We start from the raw sequence: 22921 nt of genomic DNA on the forward strand, positions 1-22921 counted from the left end.
TTCCTCCTTAAATGGTTAGCCAGTTGGCGTAGAGCCGGCAGCTGGTGGTACGCCAGGAATTAACGGCCTGGTGGTGGCGGTAGTAATTTTGCGGTGGGTTAATGGTCCGTCCCCGGGCCTGGTCGCGGTGAAATTCTTGGTCCAAGGTGTCAGTGGCGTACTCGGGGTGACCGGTGATAAAGAGCTCCCGGGTGTCCTTGGTGGCCAGCAAGAGGCCGTCAGCAATTCCCTGACTCTTAGCGACCACCTGCAGGTCCGCGGGAAGGGTCGCCGGCAGTCGGAGGACGCTGTGGCGCGACTGGGGCATCCGGAGCTTGGTCAGGCCGCCAAAGAGGGGGCTCGCTGGGTTAACCCGGGCCTCGAAGATACCAAAGAGTTTGTGGGGCAGCGGGGCCTTGGGGATCTGGTAGCGGACGTTGAGCGCCGCCAGGGCCGCCCAGCACTCAAAGATCGCCCGCCGGCAGTGGGTCTTACTCCAGGCCACCAGCCGTTGGAACTCGGCCCAGTAGTCGACCTGGTCAAAGGAGAGTTCTTCCACCGGGGCGCCGGTGACAATCAGGGCGTCGAAGCGGGTCCCCCAGAGTCGATCCAGCGGTAGGTAGTGCTTTAAGACGGCCGCCCGCTGGTGGTGGAGTTGGTGGCTAGCCGGGTAGGCGAAGGTGACGTCGCAGTTTACCCCGGTGGCGTCTAACAAGCGTAGGAACTGGAGCTCGGTCGCCTCCTTGGTCGGCATCAGGTTAACGAGCAGGATTTGGCGCGCCCCCGGTGCGGGGGTGGTTGTCGACCAGGTGTGGTGGGCCCTGGCCAGGCCGTTAGTGGCGAACGCTGTCATTTCAAAAACCCCTTTCTAAATCAAAAAAGCCCCCGTCCCGGTTTTACAACCATGGGACGAGGACTTCGTGGTACCACCCAATTTCGCTGCCAAAGCAGCCTTAGCGAGGACATACATCCCCCGCACGGTATCAGGTGCCACCGGAGCGGGTAGCCCGAGGACCCCCGCTCTTCCTCCGAGATCATCTTCACGACCTTGATCAGCACCCCTCTCACCAGCCGGGGCTCTCTGTAGGTGACCGCCGTCGCTACTCTTCTCATCAACGAAATTTATTAATTACTTTTAATTTAAAACTAATTAAATCGCCATTTTAATCAAATGTCAATAGAGATTTAGTGACGATTTTTGGGTGATGCTGGCAGCGCCCCTCTCCGTTTGAGGAAGCGGGCAAGGTAGTAACCACCGTAACAAAGGGCGACAAACGGCACCGTCCAGTAAAGGGCGACCCGTTGGGAAGGGTCGAACCAAATTAGTAGGCAAGAGGCCAGGCTGGCTAAAAAGGCGAACCAGGGGACGACCGGGTACCAAGGGGTCCGGTACTTCAGCTCGTCGACCGAGTGGCCCGCCGCTAAGAAACGGCGCCGGTAGTTAAGCTGGCAAATCGCAATTGCCATCCAAACGATCACCACCGCCAGCCCGGAGATCGAAACCAGGACCAAATAAATCGTGCCGGCCGCGTAAACGCTGGATAAAAGCGATAAGATCCCGCCAAGCATGCTGAAGATAACGGCTAAGACCGGGATGCCGTGGGCGTTGGTGGCGGTAAAGATGCGCGGAATGGTCCCTTCGTTGCCCAGCGACCACAGCATCCGCGTTGAAGCGTACAGGCCGGAGTTGGCCGCCGAAATGATCGCCGTCAAGACGACGAAGTTCATGATGTCGGCGGCGTAGGGGATCCCCATCATCTGGAAGACGTGGACAAAGGGGCTCTGGGTGACGCCGGCCTGTTTGTAGGGAATCAGGGCCGCCATCACGACCATCGAGCCGATGAAGAAGAGGACCAGCCGCCACAGGGTGGTGTGGATCGCCTTGGGGAGGGTCTTTTCCGGGTCCTTAGCTTCGCCGGCCGTGATCCCGATCAACTCGGTGCCAGAAAAGGCGAAGTTGACCGTCAGCATGGTGGTGAAGACCCCGCCGATCCCGGTCGGAAAGAGGCCGTCCTTGGTCAGGTTCGTCAGCCCCGGGGCGTGGGTGTAGCCCTGGACGGGGATCAGGCCAACGATTGCTAGCGCCCCCAAAACGATGAAGGCGACGATCGCCAAGACCTTGACGGCGGCGAACCAAAACTCGCTTTCGGCAAAGATCCGGACGGTGAAGATGTTGGACAGGAGAATCAAAATGATCAGGGCCAGGCCCCAGTACCAAGTCGGCACGTGGGGGAACCATTCCTTCATGATGATCCCGGCGGCCGTAAACTCCGACCCCAGGGCGATCATCCAGGTTAGCCAGTACAAGAGGGCGACCGTAAAACCGGTGGCCGGGCCGATCAGTTTACGGGCGTAAACGTGAAAGGAGCCGGTGTAAGGCATCGCCACCGATAGTTCGCCCAGGCACAACATGACGGCGTAGACCAACACGGCGCCAACCGCGTAGGCGATGATCGTGCCGACCGGGCCGGCCTGGTTAATCGTGTAACCCGAGCTCAGGAAGAGCCCGGTCCCGATCACCCCGCCCAGCGAGATCATCTGGATGTGGCGGGCCTCCATCTTACGCTCTAAGTGTTCGACCTTGCTGCTTGGTTCAATTTTCACAGTGCATCATCCCAATCCTTGTATTTTAATTAAAAAACCATTACAATTCGTTTAGTATAACACTAGAAAGCCGGTGCGGAAATGAAACTTTTAGAAAGATTAGCTCAGGGACCGCTCGTCTTGGACGGCTCCATGTCAACGCCCCTGGAGGTTGCCGGGGCCAAGACCAATAGTGACCTCTGGACCTCCCAAACCTTAATCGATAACCCGGACTTGGTCTACCAGGTCCACCTGGATTACTTCAAGGCCGGTGCCGATTTGACGATCACGGACACCTATCAAACCAACGTCGACGCCCTGGTGCGCCACGGGTTAAGTGAGGAGGAGGCCCGCAATTTAATCAAACGAGCCGTTCAGCTCGCCAACCAGGCCCGGGACGATTACGAGAAGGAAACCGGTAAGCATAACTACGTCGCCGGTTCGATCGGGCCGTACGGGGCTTACCTGGCTGACGGGAGCGAATACCGGGGCGATTACGATTTGACCGCCATCCAGTTACAAAACTTTCACTTACCGCGGCTGGCGGCCATTTTGGCGACCGGGGTCGATTGCCTGGCGCTCGAGACCCAGCCTAAGTTGACCGAGGTCGTGGCCATCCTCGCCCTTTTAAAGACGCTCGAGCCCACGATGCCGGTTTACGTCAGCTTCTCGCTACGGGACGCCGAGCACCTGAGCGACGGAACGAGCTTAAAAGAAGCGGTTCAGGTCGTCACTAAGGACCCCCAGGTCTTTGCCGTCGGGGTTAACTGCGTTGGCTTAGACCTGGTCACCCCGGCAATCAAGGCGATTAAGGAGGTCACCGACAAGCCGGTGATCGTCTACCCGAACTCGGGGGCGACCTACGACCCGACCGTCAAGCAGTGGCGCTTTGAAGAGGGGACGCCCCGCTTTGTTAACGCGATTGACGACTGGATAACGGCCGGCGCCGCAATCATTGGGGGGTGTTGCACCACGCTGCCCCAAGACATTGCCGTGGTCGCCGAAAAGCTGCGGGGAGTGGGAAATAACCGGTAGTTAATAATTCCAAAAAAGAGGCTGGAGCCACGTGGTTCCAGCCTCTTGCTGTCTCTTGGGTGCTTAGTTACCCTTCTTTAGTATTGCTCTAAGATCCGGTCAACCGCCGGCCCGTAGCCCTCACCAAATAAGATTAGGTGCATGCACAGGTAGTAGAATTGGTAGTAGGGCAGGCGGGTTTGCCAGCCCGCATCTAGGGGGTAGGCGGCTTGGTATGCCTGGTAAAAGGCCTGGCGGAAGCCACCGAAGATGGTCGTCATCGCTAGGTCAAACTCGCGGTCACCAAAGACAGCGTCGGGGTCGATCAGGGTGGGCGTTCCGTCGGCGGTGAACATGAAGTTGCCCGCCCAGAGGTCGCCGTGCAACAGTGAAGGGGTGATCGTCCGTTGCTGACAATCGGTGACAAACTGGGCGGCCATCCGTTTGAAGTGGGCGTTGCGCCAGTCGTTCCACCGGCCCGCCGCGACAGCCGTTGCTACTTCCGGTTCCAAGCGCTGGTGGAGGTAGAAGTCGGCCCAGGAGGGGTTAAAGGAGTTGTCCTTGACCAGGGCCTTGGTGTGGTGGTTTTCAAAGAAGCCAAACTGGTCGTGGTGCACTTGGTGGAGTCTGGCGACGGCCTGGCCGAGGTCGGCTTGCGCCCCGTGGCCTTCATCTAGCCAGTTGAGGATTAAAAAGGCGTCGCCCTTAATTTGGCCGTTAAAAAGGGGGTGGGGGGCGTTGACGGCTTGGCCCAGTTGCTTTAGCCCGTTAATTTCGTGGGCAAAATAGGAGGCTGGCTGCTGGGGCTGCACCTTCATGAAGTAGTTCTTGGTAGCCGTTTGGAGCCGGAAGGCCAAGTTAATGTCGCCACCGCTGACCGGTTGCCAGCTAGTTAGTGGTTCGGGGAGCGGCAGTTGGTTGAGCCAGGTTTGATCCATTTTAGTTCACTTCCTTGAAGTATTTATCTAACCCGTTGACGATGTCTTTAGCGACCTTGGTGCGGTAAGTGGAACTGGTAATCTGCTTGAAGTCCTGATCGGTGTTGATGTAGCCCATTTCACACAGGATCGCCGGGCGGGTGTTATCACGAAGGACTAAGAAGTCACTGAAGTCGACCCCGTTGTTGCGCAGCGGTAAGTTGTTAAACTGGCTGTTGATGGCCGAGGCGAGCTTCTTGCTGTTGTTACCCTTGTGGTAGTAGTAAGTGGTTACCCCCGTCCCTTCGTTTGCGTACGGCGAGGAGTCAAAGTGAAAGGAGATAAAGGCGTCGGCGTGGATGCTCTCGGCCGTCTCCGGGCGGGACTTGAGGTCGACGTAGCGGTCGTTATCCCGGGTTAAGATGACCCGCGCACCCCGGGCCCGGAGCTCTTTGGCCACTAACTTCGCCAACTTAAGGGTGTAGTTTTTTTCCATGTAGTAAGAAGAGGTTTCACTTTCGTCGTACAGGGCCCCGGAGTCGTTGCCCCCGTGGCCGGCGTCAATGACGATCGTGGCGTTAGGTAACTTGGTGGCCGCCGTTTTTGCAACCGTGTTTTCGGCCTGCCAGGACGGCACCCAAGCGGTCTTGTTGTTAGCTAGGCGGACCTTTAACCAGCCGTTGCGCTTTTGCAAAATCTGGGACTGAAAGGTCTTGGTAACTTTGACCTTAGAGTAATCAAGCCCCGGGCCCTTACGTACGGTAACCTTGCTGGGGTTGATCGACAACTCCCCGGAACTAAAGAGCGAACCGGATTGGGTGCCCGAGTTGGTCAACTTGAAGACCAGGGCAATGGTAAGAACAATGACAATGAGTACGGTGAGGATCGCCAACCGTGAGTGACGTAGCGTTTTGATAATGATAACCTCCGCAGTGACAAATTTGATTAATGAATTAAAGGACCCGCATAAGCAGGGCGGTGAGCTCGTCGACTGAAACAGCACTGAGGTTCTGTTCGATGTCGACCTTACTCAGGGCGGCTTTAATCGCCTCGGCGCTGTATTCGACGCCGACCAGGGCCGCCTCGATTAGGTGGGGGTCGCCGGTGGTGAAGAAGTCACCGAAGAGGCGGATTTCTGAGATGTGGCGGTTTTCGACGTTGAAGTTAAACGAGACCGTGCCGATCGGGAAGTGGTGGGAAACGTAGTGGGAGAAGCCCGGGTTATGGCCGTAGTTCCACTCGTCGGTACCGTACAAGTTATCCAACCGGGCGTCGATGGCCGCCCAATCCTGGTCGGTTAAGTGGTAGGTCGGGATGTCTGCTAGGCGCTCAACGCCAAAGAGGTGGCAGAGCAGGTAGTTTTTGAAGTCCTCGCTGGTCCAAGATTGGTATTGTGCGGGCAGGTAGGGCTTGATGTTGGTGATCCGGGCGTCCACCGATTTGATTCCCTTGGCTTCCAACTTCCCAATGTCGGGAGTCAAAACGGTGCTGGCAACTTCACCGTTGAGGTCAAACATCAGGGTCCCCCCGGCTGCGTAAGCATCGCCCTTTTTGACCATCGCCATGCCGGAGAACTTCTTACCGTTGATAGCCATGTCGTTTCGGCCCCGGACCTCGGCATCCTTAATCCCCAGGTCGTGGAGGGCGTCGACAATCGGGGCGCCAACCCGTTGAAAATCACGAAAGCCGCTAGTGTCGCCCACGACGATGTTTTCAAAGATGACGTTGCCCCGGTCGTGGTAGACGGCGCCACCGCCGCTGGTCCGGCGCACGAGTTGAATTTGATGTTCCTTCATATAATTGAGGTTAACCTCGGCGTAGGCGTTTTGGTAGCGACCAATGATGACGGCCGGGTCGTTGATATAACAAATGAGGCCGTGCCCCTCTAAGTGGAGGTCGTTGATCAAGTAAGCGTCCAACGACTGGTTAACCAAGGCGTTATAAACGGGCTGGCCGTTGCGACTGGTGTCAATTAAAAACATCGAATCCATCCCCTCGATTTTAAAAGTATTATCGTAAATCTTACCACCAATAATGGTTAAAAGAAGGTGGATTTTGTGAAGGCTTTAAAAAGGCGCGGTCAACGCTTGACGGCGGCCCGGTTGCCGAGTAAGGTAAGAGAAGTAAATTTAATTAAGACTGTCAATGAAAAAGAATGATCAACCGGCCCGGGATAGCGAGTGGGTGGTGGTGCAAGACCCACCGGTGCGCTGGTTGAGTGACCCTTTGGAGACTGGGCGTTTGCCCCGCTGAGTATTCGGCGTTACCCACGAGTTGATACCAAGGTGGTACCGTGCATTTTGCACCCTTGTCTTTTGCAGGGGTGCTTTTTTTGTTGAGAGCCTGAGGAGGAAACACATGCGCTACCAACGGCCAAAAGGGACGGCCGACATCTTGCCAGGGGATAGTCAAACCTGGCAATACGTTGAAGGCCAAGCCCGCCAAATTTTTAAAACTTATGGCTACCAAGAAATTCGAACACCGCTCTTTGAATCCTACGACATCTTCTCCCGTTCGGCCGGTGACACGTCCGACGTGGTGACCAAGGAAATGTACGACTTCAAGGATAAGGGGGATCGCCACATCGCACTGCGCCCGGAAGGAACGGCCGGCGTCGTGCGGGCCTTTGTCGAAAATAAGCTGTACGGCCCGGAATTTAATAAGCCTTACAAGGTCTACTACATCGGACCAATGTTTCGTTACGAACGGCCGCAATCGGGGCGCCAACGTGAATTCCACCAGATTGGGGTGGAAGCCTTTGGGGCCGACAACCCGGCCGTGGACGTGGAAGTCATCACGATGGCCCTGCGGTTCTTTAAAAAGCTTGGCCTCTCTGATTTGCGGGTAGCCGTTAACTCCTTGGGGGACCAGGAAAGCCGGGCCAACTACCGCCAGGCGTTGATCGACTACTTAAAGCCTCACTACGATGAATTAAGCGAAGACTCCAAGGAACGGCTGGAAAAGAACCCGCTGCGGGTGCTCGATTCTAAGGACGAACGCGACCAGCAATTCGTTGAAAACGCCCCGTCAATCCTTGATTACTTGACCCCGGCGGCCGCAGAACGGTTTGACCAAGTTAAGGAAATGTTAGACAGCCTGGGGATCGACTACGTGGTTGACGCTACGATGGTCCGGGGCTTGGATTACTACAACCACACCATCTTTGAAGTAATGGTTAAGGCCAAGTCACTGGGCCACGGCTACACCACCATCTGCGGTGGGGGCCGATACTCAGGACTGGTGGAAGAACTCGGGGGCCCGGACGAACCCGGCGTCGGCTTCGGGATTGGTCTGGAACGGCTGATCTTGCTGTTGGGCGACGAAGGGGTCGAACTGCCAACGGAAGACGGCTTAGACGTTTACGTGGTCGGGATCGGCGAAGCGACTAACCTGGAGAGCTTCCGGCTGGTAACCGCCGCCCGGGATGCCGGGCTGGTGGCCGAACGCGACTACCTAAACCGTAAGCCAAAGGCCCAGTTCAAGACGGCGGCCAAGGAAGGCGCCAAGGTAACGTTGACGGTCGGCCAACGCGAAATCGAAGAGGGGACGGTCCACTTTAAGGTGATGGCAACCGGTAAGGAAGTCTCCGTTCCCCTGGCAGATTGCTTAGCCGACTTTGGTAAGGTTTATCAAGAACACGTGGAGGAAGGTTAACTCATGAAGCGAACCAATTACGCTGGCCGCACGAGCGAAGAACAAATCGGCCAAGAAGTTGTTGTTAAGGGGTGGGTGGCTAAGCGCCGTAACCTCGGGGGCTTGATCTTTATCGACCTGTGGGACCGGGAAGGGATTGTCCAACTGGTCTTTAACGAAGAAGAAGACCAGGCGGCCTTTGAAGTGGCTAACCAGGCCCGTAACCAATACATTTTAGAGGCCCGCGGGCTGGTCCGCGCCCGGGCCGAAGTCAACCCGGACATTGCGACCGGGAAGATTGAAATTGAGGTTAAGGAAGCTAAGATCCTGGCCAAGTCCCAGACCCCGCCGTTTAAAGTCCAAGACGACGTCGACGCCTCCGAAGACCTGCGCTTGAAGTACCGCTACGTCGACTTGCGCCGGCCAAAGATGATGAACTACTTGAAGTTACGTTCCAAGGTAACCTCAATTGTTCACAACTACTTTGATAATAACGACTTTTTGGACGTGGAAACGCCGGAACTGACCCGCTCGACGCCGGAAGGGGCCCGCGATTACATCGTGCCGTCCCGGGTTTACCCGGGTCACTTCTACGCCCTGCCACAGTCGCCGCAACTCTTCAAGCAACTCCTGATGGCCGCCGGGGTGGACAAGTACTACCAAATCGCTAAGTGCTTCCGCGACGAAGACCTGCGTGGTGACCGCCAACCGGAATTCACCCAGATCGACACCGAAATGTCCTTTGCCGAACCAGAAGAAATTCAAGCAATGGCCGAAGGGTTGATCAAGCGGGTGATGAAAGAAGCCGTTGGCGTGGACGTGCCGACCCCGTTCCCGCGCATGGAATGGCAAGAGGCGATGGATAAGTACGGTTCCGACAAGCCGGATACCCGCTTTGACATGCTGATTCAAGACGTCTCCGACCTGGTTAAGGACTCCTCGTTTAAGGTCTTTTCGGCAACGGTGGCGGACGGCAACTTTGTCCGGGCGATCGTGGTCCCGGGGGGCGCCGACAAGTACTCCCGCAAGGACATCACCAAAAAAGAAGATTACATCAAGCGTTACGGCGCTAAGGGCTTAGCCTGGGTGAAGGTGACCGAAGAGGGTTACAACGGTCCGGTAGCCAAGTTCTTAAATGACGACGCCAACGCCCTTAATGAACGTTTAAGCGCCAAGGTAGGGGACCTGGTCCTCTTCGTGGCCGGCTCCTTCCACGTGGTCTGCGACTCCTTGGGTTACCTGCGTGAAAGCATCGCCAAGGAACTGGACTTGATTGACGAAAACAAGTTCAACTACCTCTGGGTAATCAACTGGCCGATGTTTGAATACGACGAAGGCTTTGGTAAGTGGATCGCCGCTCACCACCCGTTCACGATGTTAAACGAAGACGACCTCAAGTACTTAGAAGAGGGCGAGGACCCGCACCAGGCCCACGCCCAATCCTACGACATCGTCTTAAACGGGAACGAAATCGGTGGTGGCTCAATCCGTATCCACGACCCAGAAGTGCAAGAAAAGGTCTTCAAGGCCCTCGGTTACACCAAGGAAGCCGCCCAGGCCCGCTTTGGCTTCTTGATTAAGGCCTTAGAAAACGGGATGCCGCCAGAAGGTGGGATGGCCTTTGGGCTCGACCGTTGGGTAATGCTGTTGGCCCACGCCGACTCGATCCGCGACGTGATCGCCTTCCCAAAGAACTCCAAGGCCGTTGAACCGCTGACCGCTGCCCCGGGCACGGTTGACGATGAACAACTGGAGGTCTTGCACCTAAACGTTGAAGAGGCGCCAAAGGAAGCCGAATAACCAAACTAGTAATAGTAGAAATAGCCGCGGGTGCCGTTTGAAACGACGCCTGACGGCTATTTTTTTGGCTGGTCCGCACTTCCGATAACGTGCTCCTAACCACGGGTCTAGTGGCTAAGTACGGGCAAAGAACGGCGCTGGGGCGCCAACTATTTACCCTATCTTAGCCCAACGACCCGTCAAGGAGGTTAGTCGCACTTCCATCTCAAACCGCACAGGAAAAATCTATCAATTTGGCGTGTCTCAAATGAGGGATTATGAAAAGATTGACGTTGGGCAACAACTCCTTTTGCTCTGTGTCCGAACCTTACTACGGCCTGCTTGATGGTTGGTCCGCACTTCCGATAACGTGGAAAATGACCGCAGGCCTAGTGCCTAAGTACGGGCGAAGAACGGTGCCAAGGCACCAATCTTCCCCCTAGCTTAGTCATACGGTCTATCGAGAAGGTCATTTCCCACTTCCGAGATAACGTGCTCCCAACCGCAGGCCTAGTGGCTAAGTCTGGTCACAGAACACCGCTGGCGCGCTAACTTGTGACCTATCCTTAGCCCACGGCCTGCTTGATGGTTGGTCCGCACTTCGTTCTTTTAGTTAATTCCCTAGTGGCACCGTGACGGGGCGGTGAGTATAATGGAGAAAACTTTATCCGGAGGAACGCACATGCGACTTAACGTTTTACAACACGTCAGTGACGAAGGACCGGGGGCCATCTTAAATTGGGCCAACGACCACCAAGCGACCGTTACCATCTACCACCCCAACGACTTTGGCCTGTTGCCAACCGTTGATGAAACCGACCTGTTAGTTGTTTTGGGCAGCCCGGCTAGCCCCAACGATGACGACCAATGGATCAAAGACGAACGGGCCCTGATCAAGGGAATGCTAACGGCGAAGAAGCCGGTCTTCGGGGCCTGCTTTGGCGCCCAACAAATCTCGCTAATTTTGGGCGGGCGGGTTCAAGACGCCCCGGCTAAAGAAGTCGGTTGGCTAGAAGTGACCCGCCAAAGCGACCGGATCGCCGGTCTGCCGGAGGTTGCCACGCCACTGCACTGGCACCAGCAGATGTTCACGATCCCAGAAGGGGCGGACCTGCTTTATTCGTCCAAGTACCTGCAGGAACAGGGCTTTGTCTACCAGGACCTGGCGATTGGCCTGCAGTTTCACTTGGAGCCCTTAGAATTGAACGTACGGGAAATGTGCGCTAACGACGGGGCCTACGCTAACGGGTCAGTTTTAAACCAGACTGCGGAAGAAATCGTCAACCACGGGGTTCCGGCGGACAACCAGGCCGTCATGAACCGGCTGTTGGACTACTTGATGAAAGAAAATCCTGAAAACGCCTAAAAAATTGATTGACGGTGAATTAGTGCTTGTTTATAATGGTCATTGTAGTGGAAAGGCCAGGAGAACTTGGTCATGACAGTACGATCTTAAGCTCGGAGGGAGGGAATTTTACAATGTCAAAAACTATCGTTCGTAAGAATGAATCGTTAGACGATGCTCTTCGGCGCTTTAAGCGTACCGTTTCACGTAACGGGACTCTGCAAGAATACCGCAAGCGTGAATTTTACGAAAAGCCAAGTGTTAAGCATAAGTTAAAGTCTGAAGCGGCACGGAAGCGCAAGAATAAGCGCCGTCGTTACTAGTCGCGAAAAGCTCCCGCCGGTTTCTGGTGGGAGTTTTTTCTTACATAAAATGGGGGTATTGATGATGAGCTTATTACAACAACTTTCCAAGGACATGGTCACCGCCATGAAGGAAAAGGATAAGGCGACCCTGTCGGTGGTCCGGATGTTAAAGGCGGCCGTGCAAAACGAACAGATCGCCGTGGGCCACGATTTGACGCCGGACGAAGAAAACACCGTCTTGGCCCGGGAATACAAGCAACGCAAGGAATCGCTGGAAGAATTTACCAGCGCCGGGCGCCAGGACTTGATTGACCAAACCAACCACGAATTAGCGGTGGTCGCTAAGTACATGCCGGAACAAATGTCGGCTGACGAAGTGGCTAAGGTCGTTAACGAAACGATTACCCAGGTCGGGGCCGAAAGCATGAAGGACTTTGGTAAGGTGATGGGCGCCATCATGCCAAAGGTGAAGGGCAAGGCCGACGGGAAGTTAGTTAACCAAACCGTCAAGGACGCTTTGCAAGCCAAGTAACAACTAGAGAGGGGGCCGCGCATTTGACCAGGTTGGTCGTGCCAGGGCCCCTTTAGTTTCGGCCAAAATCTTGCATCCAAGCGCTTGGCCGCGGTAAAATTAAGGAAATCATTTGCGCCGCTTGGCGTTGTAAAGGAGAATCCGTTTTTGAGCGAAAACGAAACTTTGGCCGTTAACTTTCAAATTGACAGCCCGGAAATTGAAGTGGCCCTCTTGGGGACCCAAGATAAGTACGTCGCCCTACTAGAAGAGGGGATGAACGTTTCGATCAACCCCTTTGGCGATCAGCTGCGGATCCAGGGGGACGCCGAGGACGTTCACCTGACCGAGGCGGTATTAAACCAACTGGTGGGACTAATTGAACAAAAGATTCAGATCTCGTCAACCGACATCGTCTCGGCGATGAAGATGGCCCACCGGGGGACCCTTGAGTATTTCAAGGACCTCTATTCGGAAACGATCATCAACGACCGTAAGGGGCAGGCCATCCGGGTGAAAAACTTTGGTCAACGCCAGTACGTTCACGCCATGAAGAAAAATGACATTACCTTTGGGATCGGGCCAGCCGGGACCGGGAAGACTTACCTGGCCGTGGCCATGGCCGTGGCGGCCCTCAAGCGGGGGGAAGTGGAACGGATTATCCTGACCCGGCCAGCGGTGGAAGCCGGCGAAAGCCTCGGTTTCTTGCCGGGGGACCTCAAGGAAAAGGTCGACCCCTACCTGCGGCCAATTTACGACGCCTTAAATTCGATTTTTGGGGCCGAACACACCGAACGCCTAATGGACCGGGGGACGATTGAAATTGCCCCCCTGGCCTACATGCGCGGGCGGACCTTAGACAACGCCTTTGTAATTTTAGACGAAGCGCAAAACACCACTAACGCCCAGATGAAGATGTTCTTGACCCGGTTGGGCTTTGGTTCTAAGATGGTCGTCAACGGTGACGTCTCCCAAATCGACCTGCCGCGCGGGGCTAAGAGTGGCTTGATTGCCGCCCGGCGGATCCTGCGGGGCGTTTCTTCGATCGAGTTTGTTACCTTTGGGGCGGCCGACGTGGTGCGTCACCCAGTTGTCGCCAAGATCATTACCGCCTACGAAGAAGATGAAGAACAGGTGCGGGAGAATAAGTAATGGAATTACAGTTGCGTGATCATACCGAAGGAAAGTTACAACCCAGTCAAGAACGGCTAGCGGAGAAGGCCTTGGCCCAAGCAGCGGAGCGACTAGACGTCCCCGAGCAAGCCGAAATGTCATTGACCTTTGTTTTAAACCCCGAGATCAGGGAGCTCAACCGTGATTACCGCGGGATTGACCGGGCGACCGACGTAATTTCCTTTGCGATTGAAGACGACGATGACCTCGCCAACCTGCCTGCAGAAATCCGCGCTGAGCTCCCCGTTGAACTAGGCGACCTGGTCATTTCAATTGATAAGGTGACCGAACAGGCCCTCTTTTTGAACCATTCGGCAGACCGCGAGCTGGGCTACTTACTGGTCCACGGCTTCTTGCACTTGAACGGCTACGATCACGAGGAGCCGGCGGATGAGAAAAAGATGTTCACCCTTCAGGAGGAGATTTTAGATGGCCTCGGACTCAGCCGGTAAGCAAACCGAAAAAAACCACACCTTCGCCCAATCATTACGCCATGCTTGGGCGGGCGTTTGCCAAGTACTTAAACAAGAGCGCAACATGCGTTTCCACCTGGTGGCGGCCGTGCTCGCCGTGATTTGCGGCTGGTGGTTGCACATTTCAACCGTGGAATGGCTGTGGCTGGCGTTAGCGATCTTCACGGTCATCTCAGCGGAGTTCACCAACACGGTGGTGGAGGCCCTCGTTGACCTGATTGTGCGCCACCACTTCGATCTAAACGCCAAGCACGCTAAGGACGTCGCGGCGGGGGCGGTGTTGTGTGCCGCCTCCTTTGCCGTGGTGGTTGGCCTCTTAATCTTTGTCCCCCACCTATTAAAACTACTGAATTAGAAACGAGGATCAAATGGATAATCCAAATTACAAGTCGGGCTTTGTGGCCCTGATCGGCCGGCCCAACGTCGGCAAGTCAACCCTGTTAAACTACATGGTCGGCCAAAAGGTGGCCATCATGAGCAACGTCGCCCAGACCACCCGGAACAAGATTCAGGGGATCTACACTAGCGATGAGGCCCAGATCGTCTTCATCGATACCCCGGGGATTCACAAGCCCCAAACCCGCCTGGGCGACTTTATGGAACGCTCGGCCCTGTCGGCCTTAGATGAAGTCGACGCCATTCTCTTCGTGGTACCGGCCAATGAAAAGCGGGGGGCCGGGGATAACTTCATCATTGAGCGCTTAAAGAAGGTGCAACAGCCGATCTACCTGGTCGTCAACAAGATCGACCAGGTTAACCCCAACGACTTACCGGACATCATCGCCCAATACGAAGGGGCGCTGCCGTTCAAAAAGGTCGTGCCGGTCTCGGCCTTGCAGGGAAACAACGTCAACACCCTGATTAACGACTTAGTGGACCAACTGCCGACCGGCCCGCAGTACTACCCAGCCGACCAGGTGTCCGACCACCCGGAACGGTTCGTGATTGCGGAAATGATTCGCGAAAAGGTCTTCTTAAATACCAGGGAGGAAGTGCCGCACTCGGTGGCGATTGACGTCACCTCGATCCAACGAGAAGACGATGAAACGATTCACGTCTCGGCCAACATTATCGTTGAACGCCCCGGCCAAAAGGGGATCATCATCGGCAAGGGCGGTTCGATGCTCAAAAAGATCGGCACCGCGGCCCGCCAAGACATTCAGGCCCTCTTAGGTGACAAGGTCTTCTTGCAGCTGTGGGTCAAGGTGGTGCCGGGCTGGCGCGATAAGTCGGCGATGTTAAAGGACTACGGTTACCGGCAAACGGATTACTAATTGTATTCGAAAATGTTAGACAGATAACGTGGGAAATAACCGCGGGCCTAGTGTCTAAGCACGGCCTGGCAAAGAGGTTATTTCCCACCCACTTTTTTAAGGGGGAATTCAGATGGCCCGGGTCAACGAACCCTTTGAAGGGGTGATCATGTACCGGCGCGACTACCGGGAACGCGACCTCCTGGTTAAGATTTTGACGGACCGGCGCGGCCCGCTGATGTTTTTTGTCCGCGGGGCCAAACGCAAGGGCTTTAAGTTGGCGTCAGACATTTTACCCTTCACCTACGGCAGCTACGTGGGGATCCTTGCCGACGAGGGCTTGTCTTACATCGTCTCGGCCCAAGAAACCCACCACCTAACCGGGATCGGCGCCGATTTAAACCGCAACGCCTACGCGACTTACCTGCTAGAACTGGTCGACCAGGCCTTTGAAGAGGGGCGGGCGCTGGGCGGCTGGTACAAGCAGGTGATGGCGGCCCTAAACTTGATCAACACGGGGCGCGACCCCCAGGTAGTCGTGAACGTGTTGGAGGTCCAACTCCTCAACCGGTTCGGGATCGCCCCGGTCTGGGACCGGTGCGTGGTGTGCGGGCGCAGTGATTTGCCGCTGGATTACTCGGAAAAGATGGGCGGGATGCTGTGCCTCCATCACTTTGCAGAGGACCCCTACCGCTTCCACCTCACCCCCAAAACCGTCGCCTACCTCCGGCTGTTTGCGACCCTTAACCTGGCCAAGGTCGATCAGGTACACGTAGACGAGGCGACCAAGCGTCAATTAGGCCGGACGCTGGACAAAATCTACGACGACCAGTTGGGCTTGCGCCTTAAGTCCAAGCGCTTCATCAACGAAATGGATTCCTGGACCAACCGGCTCTTGACCGCCAGAAAGAATCCGGGGACGGACGACGAAAAAAAGCCGGCCGGGAGTTGACTTTTCTAGGTGACGTTCGTATCATTAAAAAGTGTTAATTAAAGATCTGCAACGATGACGGAAAAGATGGTTCAGCCGTCCATGAAGCGACCGGGGGAGGGTGCAAGCCCCGGGGGACGTGAACCTGGTGGCACTCCCGAGTTGCCTTAACGAAGCTGTCCCACCTCCCTGGGAAAGCAGGGTGGAACCGCGAAGTTATTCGTCCCTGCAATGACCGGTTAAACCGGTGATTGTGGGGGCGTTTTTGCGTTTGAAAGGAGTAAGACAATGGCAAAGAAACTGAGTGTTCAAGAGATTATCTTCACGCTTCAAAAGTACTGGGCGAGCCAGGGTTGCATGCTGATGCAGTCCTACGACACGGAAAAGGGGGCCGGGACGATGAGTCCGTATACCTTCTTGCGGGCAATTGGTCCCGAACCGTGGAACGTGGCCTACGTGGAACCGTCCCGGCGGCCGGCCGACGGGCGCTACGGGGAAAACCCGAACCGGTTGTACCAACACCACCAGTTCCAAGTACTGATGAAGCCGAGCCCGGAAAACATCCAAGAACTTTACTTGGGCTCCCTGCGTGAATTGGGGATTGAACCCTTAGAACACGACATTCGTTTCGTCGAAGATAACTGGGAAAACCCGTCGATGGGTTGTGCCGGGGTCGGTTGGGAAGTGTGGTTAGACGGGATGGAAGTCACCCAGTTCACCTACTTCCAAGTCGTTGGTGAATTACAAATGGACCCGGTTGCCTCCGAAATTACCTACGGGTTGGAACGCTTAGCCGAATACATTCAAAACGTCAACTCCGTCTTCGACCTGGAATGGGCCGACGGCGTTTTGTACGGTGACATCTTCCAAGAACCGGAATACGAACACTCCAAGTACTCTTTTGAAGAAAGCAACCAGGACATGCTCTTGCAATTCTTCAAGGATTACGAACAAGAAGCCAAGCGCTTAATTGACCTCGGTCTGGTGCACCCGGCTTACGACTACGTCCTCAAGTGCAGCCACACCTTCAACCTGCTGGACGCGCGGGGCGCCGTTTCGGTTACCGAACGGGCCGGCTACTTGCACCGGATCCGGATCATGGCTAAGTCGGTCGCCAAGGCCTTCGTCGAAGAACGGCGTAAGTTAGGCTTCCCGCTGATTCACGACGAACAGGAACGCCAAGCCGTCGTGGCTAAGTACACCAAGCAAGCCGAAGAACTGGCCAAGCGCAACGCTAAGCGGGCAGAGAAGGGAGAAAACTAATGGCACATTCATACCTACTAGAAGTTGGCCTGGAAGAAATGCCGGCCCACGTGGTTACCCCAAGCATCCAACAATTAAAGACCCGGGTGGCCAACTACTTAACAGAAGAACGGATCGACTTTGAAGACATTCAAGCCTACTCAACGCCGCGGCGGTTAGCCCTGTTGATTTCTGGTTTGGCCGACAAGCAACCCGACGTCGATGAATCGGTGAAGGGACCAGCCAAAAAGATTGCCCAAGACGCCGATGGGAACTGGACCAAGGCGGCAATTGGTTTTACCCGCGGTCAGGGGGCCACGGTTGACGACATCGAATTTAAAGAAGTTAAGGGCGTCGAATACGTTTACGTCGAAAAGCACATCCAAGGCAAGCCAGTCGACGAAGTCTTGGCCGGTTTAAACGACGTAATCACGGCGATGAACTTCCCAACCTTGATGCGGTGGGGGAGTTTTAAGCTCAACTTTATCCGCCCAATTCACTGGCTGGTTTCCTTGCTTGATGACCAAGTGGTACCCTTTGACATTCTGAACGTCACGGCGGGCCGTTTAACCCGTGGGCACCGTTTCTTGGGCCACGACGTTGAAATCAAGTCCGCCACCGATTACGTGGCCGCCTTAAAGGACGACTTCGTGATTGTCGACGCGGCCGAACGCAAGGCGACGATCAAGGACCAGATCCAAGCAATTGTCGACCAACACAACTGGGTGATCGACTGGGACGAAGAACTCTTAGAAGAAGTTAACAACCTGGTGGAATGGCCGACCGCCTTTGCCGGGACCTTTGACCAAAAGTACCTGGAATTACCGGAACCGGTTCTGATCACGTCAATGAAGGATAACCAACGCTTCTTCTGTGTACGCGACCACGACGGGAAGCTGCAACCGGCCTTCATTTCGGTCCGTAATGGGAACGCCGTCCACTTAGATAACGTCATTAAGGGGAACGAACGGGTGTTGGTACCACGGCTAGAAGACGCCAAGTTCTTCTTTGACGAAGACCAAAAGATGACGATCGACCAGTACGTCGACCGCTTGAAGAACGTTTCTTTCCACGACCAAATTTCGTCGATGTACGACAAGATGGCCCGCACCAAGGCCCTGGCTAACCTCTTAGGGCAACAACTAGGCTTAAGCGACCAAGAACTGGCCGATCTCGCCCGGGCCGCTTCGATTTACAAGTTTGACCTGACCACCCAAATGGTCGGCGAATTTGCCGAATTGCAAGGGATCATGGGGGAAATCTACGCTAAGCGCTTTGGCGAAAACGAGGCCGTCGCCGCCGCCGTGCGCGAACACTACATGCCAATTTCCGCCGACGGGGCCCTGCCACAAACGACGGTCGGGGCGGTCTTGGCGATTGCCGACAAGCTGGACTCAATTTACTCCTTCTTTGCCGTAGACATGATCCCGTCCGGTTCCAACGACCCGTACGCCCTGCGCCGTCAGGCCTACGGAATCGTGCGGATGCTGGCGGACCGTAAGTGGCACTTGAACTTGCTTGATTTCCAAGCGAGTGCCAAGCAAGCGGTGGAACAAGCAACGCCAGCCCTGGGCCTTGATTACGCTAAGAATGCGGACGCCGTGACCGACTTCTTCATCGACCGGCTCAAGCAGCTCTTTAGCTTAGAACACTTGCGCCACGACATTGTCGACGCCGTCACCGACACCCACGTGACCGACCCGGCCGCCATCGTGGAAGCCGCTCACGTCTTAGATGCCCACAAGGACGACGCGGACTTAAAGGACCAAGTGGAAGCCCTGACCCGGGTGATCCGCCTGGCCGCCAAGGGGAACCTGTCTGAAGACGACGTCAAGGTGGACCCAAGCCTCTTTGAAAACCCATCGGAAGGCCAGTTAGATCAAGCGGTTCAAGCCCTGATTGATGCCAAGGAAGGCCGGAGTTTGGATCAACAGTTCAGCGCCCTGCTCGAATTGGAACCAGTCATCTCGCTCTACTTTGAAGAGAACATGATCATGGACAAGGACGAAGCGGTTAAGAACAACCGCCTCTCCTTATTGACGATCTTGGCGGACCAAACGGCGGCCTTTGGGAACTTAGACCAATTGATTGTTAAGTAGGCAATCCAGTTGGCCCACCACTAAAATTATGGTATTATGATAACTAGTAAAAGTGGGCCCCAAACAATTTAATGTCGTTTAATTCGAAAGGTCGCATTCCAACGGGAAGGCGACCTTTCGTAACTATCGCTAGCGAGAGGGGGAATGGTGGATGCCCCAAATCCCAAGGGAAACGATCGATCAGCTACGCAACCAAGTGGACATTGCCGACGTCATTAGCCAAGACATCCAGCTCAAAAAGCAGGGGAAAAACCTGATGGGGCACTGTCCCTTTCACGAGGATGCCACCCCGTCTTTTTCGGTCAACGAAGAAAAACAGTATTTTTATTGTTTCTCCTGTCACCGCAGCGGGGACGTCTTTAGCTACTTGGAGCAGGCCCACGACCTCTCCTTCATGGAGGCCGTCGAACAGGTAGCCACGACGGCGGGGGTTGACTTGCCAAGGGAAAGTAACGGCCCGAGTGGGGAAAGCGCCTCTCCCAACACCCCGCTTTACCGCTTACACGAAGAGGCCAGTCGCCTTTACCACCACGTTTTGGTTAACACCGTGGCGGGACAGCCGGCCCTCAATTACCTAACCAAGCGGGGGATGAGCCGGGAGTTAATCGGCCAGTTTAACCTCGGTTTTGCCCCCGCCCGGGGGGAAGAGGACCTCTTGGTCAAGTACTTCACCCAAAAGGGGATCGATTACCAGCTCATGCGGGCCTCGGGCTTATTTACCGAGGACCAAACCGGGCAGTTGCACGACCGTTTCTTTGACCGGGTGATTTACCCAATCAAAAACGCTAACGGGCAACCAATCGCCTTTTCCGGGCGCTTATTGACTAAAAAGGCGACCGAAAACGCCCCTAAGTACTTAAACAGCCCGGAGACGCCGATCTTTAATAAACGGCGGACCCTCTTTAACCTGGACCAAGCCAAAAAGGCGGCCAGAAAGGAGGGACACCTAACCCTCTTCGAAGGCTTCATGGACGTGATCTCGGCCTTTGGGGCGGGGGTCCGGTCGGGGATTGCCTCGATGGGGACTTCCTTTACCGACGAGCAGGTGGCCGTGATTGCCCGCACCACCGATAAGCTGACGATTTGCTACGACGGGGATGCCGCCGGGCAAAACGCCATCAACCGGGCGCTGACGATGCTGGCGGCCAGCCGGTTAACCCTGCGCGTGGTCCAGTTACCGGCCGGTATGGACCCGGATGAGTACGTCCAAGCTAATGGTCAAGCCAAGTTTCAAGAGTACCTCGCCCACGCCGAGGAGACGCCGACCGCCTTTCGGCTTCACTTTTTAAAGCAGGGGCTTAACCTAGCCAACCAAAGTGAGCTCTTGCACTACGTTGAAGCCGCCTTGCGGGAGGTTGCTAAGGTCACTGATCCGGTGGAACGGGACCTCTACATTCAACAGCTGGCGAAGGATTACCACTTAAATCCCGCCACTTTGACCGGGCAGGTGCAGGAACTAGCGGCGACCGCGGCGCCACGCCCGGCTTACCCGGAGAACTCCCCTCGTCAGCCGCGGCAAGCAGGGACGCGGCGTTATCAATCCACGCCCCCCACCACAACTACCGCGCCGAGTACCCAGGCGCCACCGCTGTTGGGGAAGGTCGAATTGGCTCAGCAACGGCTCCTGCGGGAGATATTTCATAATCCCGCCGTCCGCAGCCACGTGGGGGCGATTGAAAACTTCCACTTTGTCGATCGCCCTTACCAGCTCCTTGACGCGGCCGCCAAGGAGCAGTTGCAAAGGACCGGGGCCGACGAGGTGGACGTCGCCCAGTTAATGGGGGAGCTGACCGACGCTAAGCTCAGGACGATCGTTGGCCAGATCGAGCAACGGGTGGTGCCACAAGCGGCGGTGGATGAGACCGTCGACGATTGCCTTGCCGTGCTCGTCGACGTCGCCCCGATTGAACAACAAATAAGAGAGAAAACGGCCGCCCTTCAGGAGGCTGCCGCCTTAAACGATCAACAATTGATCACCAAGCTGACGATCGAGTTGATTGACTTGCGGCGACAGGAACAGAAGATGAAAACGGAGGATGTTAATTAATGGCAAAGAGCAGTAAGAAGAACCGGGTAATTTCGAACTTAGAAGATTTCAACCAAGCCGAATACGACAAGGCCGTCGGGGCTTTGATTCGCAATTACAAGAAGGCAAAAAACATCCAGTACGATGAATTAACCGAAAAGATTGCCGAACCGTTTGGCTTAAACGCCGACGGGATGGACGCCCTGTTGCAAAACGTGGAAGACGCCGGGGTTTCCGTGGTTGACGAAAACGGTGACCCGGACCTGCGGGCACTCAAGGCAACCGAAAAGCTGTCCTCCAAGGCCTTAAAGGATACCACCGCTCCGTCTAGCATTAAGATCAACGATCCGGTGCGGATGTACCTCAAGGAAATCGGCCGGGTCAACCTGCTGACGGCCGACGAAGAAGTGGCGTTGGCCCTGCGGATCGAAAAGGGTGACGAAACCGCCAAGCAAGAACTGGCCGAAGCCAACTTGCGGCTGGTGGTTTCGATTGCTAAGCGTTACGTGGGTCGGGGAATGCAGTTCTTAGACCTAATCCAAGAGGGGAACATGGGGCTGATGAAGGCGGTCGAAAAGTTTGACTACCGTAAGGGCTTCAAGTTCTCCACTTACGCCACCTGGTGGATTCGCCAGGCGATCACCCGGGCGATTGCCGACCAGGCCCGGACGATCCGGATTCCGGTCCACATGGTTGAAACAATCAACAAGTTAATCCGGATCCAACGCCAACTCCTCCAAGACCTCGGCCGGGAACCGCTGCCGGAAGAAATCGGGGCCGAAATGGACATGGACACCCAAAAGGTGCGTGACATCCTGAAGATCTCCCAGGAACCGGTCTCCTTGGAAACGCCGATCGGTGAAGAAGATGACTCCCACTTAGGGGACTTTATCGAAGACCACGACGCCACCAGTCCGGCCGACCACGCCGCTTACGAGATGATGAAAAAGCAGCTCGAAAACGTGCTGGACACCCTGACCGACCGGGAAGAAAACGTCTTACGCCTGCGCTTTGGTTTGGACGACGGCCGGACGCGGACCCTGGAAGAAGTGGGACGCGTCTTTGGCGTGACCCGGGAACGGATCCGGCAAATCGAAGCTAAGGCCCTGCGCAAGTTGCGCCACCCATCCCGTTCCAAGCAGTTAAAGGACTTCTTGGAATAAAGGGAAGTGGGCACCAACCCCTGGTGTAGCTCGGATGACGAGGCTAGGGCGAACGGCTAGCTCCCACGTTTGCTAGCGTAAAAATAAAGGCGACCCAGGAAAACCATTCGGTTTCCTGGGTCGCCTTTTTTTGAGGAGTGTATTTGAGTGGGTGGCTTAGCTCAGGGTACTGTGCCCTGTCAAGTTGACACATTAAATAATAAAAACTAGTTGGCCTTGCCGAAGCGGTATTCTGCTGCGGTAAGGTCATTTCTTTTGCCTGAAATAAAGGAATGCGTAAAGTAATCGATACCTTCTGTCACCAGCTGTTCTAAGTCTTCAAACGTTTGTGGTTGTGGTGGATTGAAGTCAATATTTGAGACAGGTTTTAAGAGACATTCAGAACCGCGTTTACCTTCCACAGCTTAAATAAATCATTAATCGTGATTAATAACTTATTTGAACCACGGAAAGCATTAAATCAGGCGGCCATTTGGCTCGTAAGTGTTGCGATTT

At 55.4% G+C, this 22921-nt stretch carries 20 protein-coding genes and 1 pseudogene; 15 read left to right on the forward strand and 6 right to left on the reverse strand.

The window, feature by feature from the left end; genetic code table 11:
• Positions 1 to 7: 7 nt before the first annotated feature.
• A complete protein-coding gene (locus FG166_RS04485; protein WP_003681753.1) occupies positions 8 to 832 on the reverse strand; it encodes a homoserine O-acetyltransferase/O-succinyltransferase family protein in 825 nt (274 codons plus the stop codon).
• Positions 833 to 1164: 332 nt separating this feature from the next.
• Complete coding sequence (locus tag FG166_RS04490) at positions 1165 to 2538, reverse strand: amino acid permease (RefSeq protein WP_050755170.1); 1374 nt, start codon at positions 2536 to 2538, stop codon at positions 1165 to 1167.
• 126 nt (positions 2539 to 2664) lie between these two features.
• On the opposite strand from FG166_RS04490, the gene mmuM reads away from it, so the two are divergent.
• Positions 2665 to 3597: a homocysteine S-methyltransferase gene (gene mmuM / locus FG166_RS04495; RefSeq protein WP_003681749.1), complete on the forward strand. Its 933-nt coding sequence runs from the start codon at positions 2665 to 2667 to the stop codon at positions 3595 to 3597.
• A 77-nt stretch (positions 3598 to 3674) separates the two neighbouring features.
• Here the strand turns inward: mmuM and FG166_RS04500 are convergent, their stop codons facing one another.
• The 3 genes from FG166_RS04500 to FG166_RS04510 all read right to left on the reverse strand — a co-directional run bounded on the left by FG166_RS04500 (position 3675) and on the right by FG166_RS04510 (position 6475).
• Complete coding sequence (locus FG166_RS04500) at positions 3675 to 4514, reverse strand: fructosamine kinase family protein (protein ID WP_003681746.1); 840 nt, start codon at positions 4512 to 4514, stop codon at positions 3675 to 3677.
• Position 4515: 1 nt separating this feature from the next.
• Positions 4516 to 5385 carry an N-acetylmuramoyl-L-alanine amidase family protein gene (locus tag FG166_RS04505; protein ID WP_003681744.1) on the reverse strand — a complete coding sequence of 290 codons (870 nt, stop codon included), beginning with the start codon at positions 5383 to 5385 and terminating at the stop codon, positions 4516 to 4518.
• 61 nt (positions 5386 to 5446) lie between these two features.
• Positions 5447 to 6475 (reverse strand): lipoate--protein ligase, encoded by a 1029-nt coding sequence (locus FG166_RS04510; RefSeq protein ID WP_023467115.1) that lies wholly within the window; start codon positions 6473 to 6475, stop codon positions 5447 to 5449.
• 376 nt (positions 6476 to 6851) lie between these two features.
• On the opposite strand from FG166_RS04510, the gene hisS reads away from it, so the two are divergent.
• The 14 genes from hisS (at position 6852) to rpoD (ending at position 22426) form a co-directional block, all read left to right on the forward strand.
• Entirely contained in the window at positions 6852 to 8147 is a 1296-nt protein-coding gene (gene hisS, locus FG166_RS04515) for a histidine--tRNA ligase (RefSeq protein WP_003681741.1), read from the forward strand.
• Between the two features lie 3 nt (positions 8148 to 8150).
• Positions 8151 to 9926 (forward strand): aspartate--tRNA ligase, encoded by a 1776-nt coding sequence (aspS, locus tag FG166_RS04520; protein WP_003681736.1) that lies wholly within the window; start codon positions 8151 to 8153, stop codon positions 9924 to 9926.
• 661 nt (positions 9927 to 10587) lie between these two features.
• Positions 10588 to 11271, forward strand: coding sequence for a type 1 glutamine amidotransferase (locus FG166_RS04525; RefSeq protein ID WP_015638897.1), 684 nt, complete (start codon positions 10588 to 10590; stop codon positions 11269 to 11271).
• A gap of 113 nt (positions 11272 to 11384) precedes the next feature.
• On the forward strand, positions 11385 to 11573 hold the full coding sequence (gene rpsU / locus FG166_RS04530; protein ID WP_035430771.1) for a 30S ribosomal protein S21: 189 nt from the start codon (positions 11385 to 11387) through the stop codon (positions 11571 to 11573).
• A 64-nt stretch (positions 11574 to 11637) separates the two neighbouring features.
• Positions 11638 to 12087, forward strand: coding sequence for a GatB/YqeY domain-containing protein (locus FG166_RS04535; RefSeq protein ID WP_035430769.1), 450 nt, complete (start codon positions 11638 to 11640; stop codon positions 12085 to 12087).
• A 147-nt stretch (positions 12088 to 12234) separates the two neighbouring features.
• Positions 12235 to 13218, forward strand: coding sequence for a PhoH family protein (locus FG166_RS04540; protein ID WP_014562357.1), 984 nt, complete (start codon positions 12235 to 12237; stop codon positions 13216 to 13218).
• Complete coding sequence (ybeY, locus tag FG166_RS04545) at positions 13218 to 13691, forward strand: rRNA maturation RNase YbeY (protein WP_003681726.1); 474 nt, start codon at positions 13218 to 13220, stop codon at positions 13689 to 13691. The genes FG166_RS04540 and ybeY overlap by 1 nt, the downstream gene beginning before the upstream one ends.
• Positions 13669 to 14067, forward strand: a complete 399-nt coding sequence (locus FG166_RS04550) for a diacylglycerol kinase family protein (protein WP_003681724.1) — start codon at positions 13669 to 13671, stop codon at positions 14065 to 14067. Before ybeY ends, FG166_RS04550 begins: the two co-directional genes overlap by 23 nt.
• Positions 14068 to 14080: 13 nt before the next feature.
• Positions 14081 to 14986, forward strand: coding sequence for a GTPase Era (gene era, locus FG166_RS04555; protein WP_003681722.1), 906 nt, complete (start codon positions 14081 to 14083; stop codon positions 14984 to 14986).
• Between the two features lie 112 nt (positions 14987 to 15098).
• On the forward strand, positions 15099 to 15917 hold the full coding sequence (recO, locus tag FG166_RS04560) for a DNA repair protein RecO (RefSeq protein WP_003681720.1): 819 nt from the start codon (positions 15099 to 15101) through the stop codon (positions 15915 to 15917).
• Between the two features lie 267 nt (positions 15918 to 16184).
• Positions 16185 to 17159 (forward strand): glycine--tRNA ligase subunit alpha, encoded by a 975-nt coding sequence (glyQ, locus tag FG166_RS04565; RefSeq protein ID WP_003681718.1) that lies wholly within the window; start codon positions 16185 to 16187, stop codon positions 17157 to 17159.
• A complete protein-coding gene (gene glyS / locus FG166_RS04570; protein WP_003681716.1) occupies positions 17159 to 19237 on the forward strand; it encodes a glycine--tRNA ligase subunit beta in 2079 nt (692 codons plus the stop codon). The genes glyQ and glyS overlap by 1 nt, the downstream gene beginning before the upstream one ends.
• Before the next feature lie 151 nt (positions 19238 to 19388).
• Positions 19389 to 21284 (forward strand): DNA primase, encoded by a 1896-nt coding sequence (gene dnaG, locus FG166_RS04575; RefSeq protein ID WP_003681714.1) that lies wholly within the window; start codon positions 19389 to 19391, stop codon positions 21282 to 21284.
• Positions 21284 to 22426 carry an RNA polymerase sigma factor RpoD gene (gene rpoD, locus FG166_RS04580; RefSeq protein WP_003681711.1) on the forward strand — a complete coding sequence of 381 codons (1143 nt, stop codon included), beginning with the start codon at positions 21284 to 21286 and terminating at the stop codon, positions 22424 to 22426. Before dnaG ends, rpoD begins: the two co-directional genes overlap by 1 nt.
• 206 nt (positions 22427 to 22632) lie before the next feature.
• Here rpoD and FG166_RS04585 read toward each other — a convergent pair.
• Positions 22633 to 22764, reverse strand: a pseudogene (locus FG166_RS04585) (IS3 family transposase); the annotation flags it as partial.
• Positions 22765 to 22921 lie beyond the last annotated feature (157 nt).

Source organism: Limosilactobacillus fermentum (assembly GCF_013394085.1).
In the GTDB taxonomy this organism is placed as follows: domain Bacteria; phylum Bacillota; class Bacilli; order Lactobacillales; family Lactobacillaceae; genus Limosilactobacillus; species Limosilactobacillus fermentum.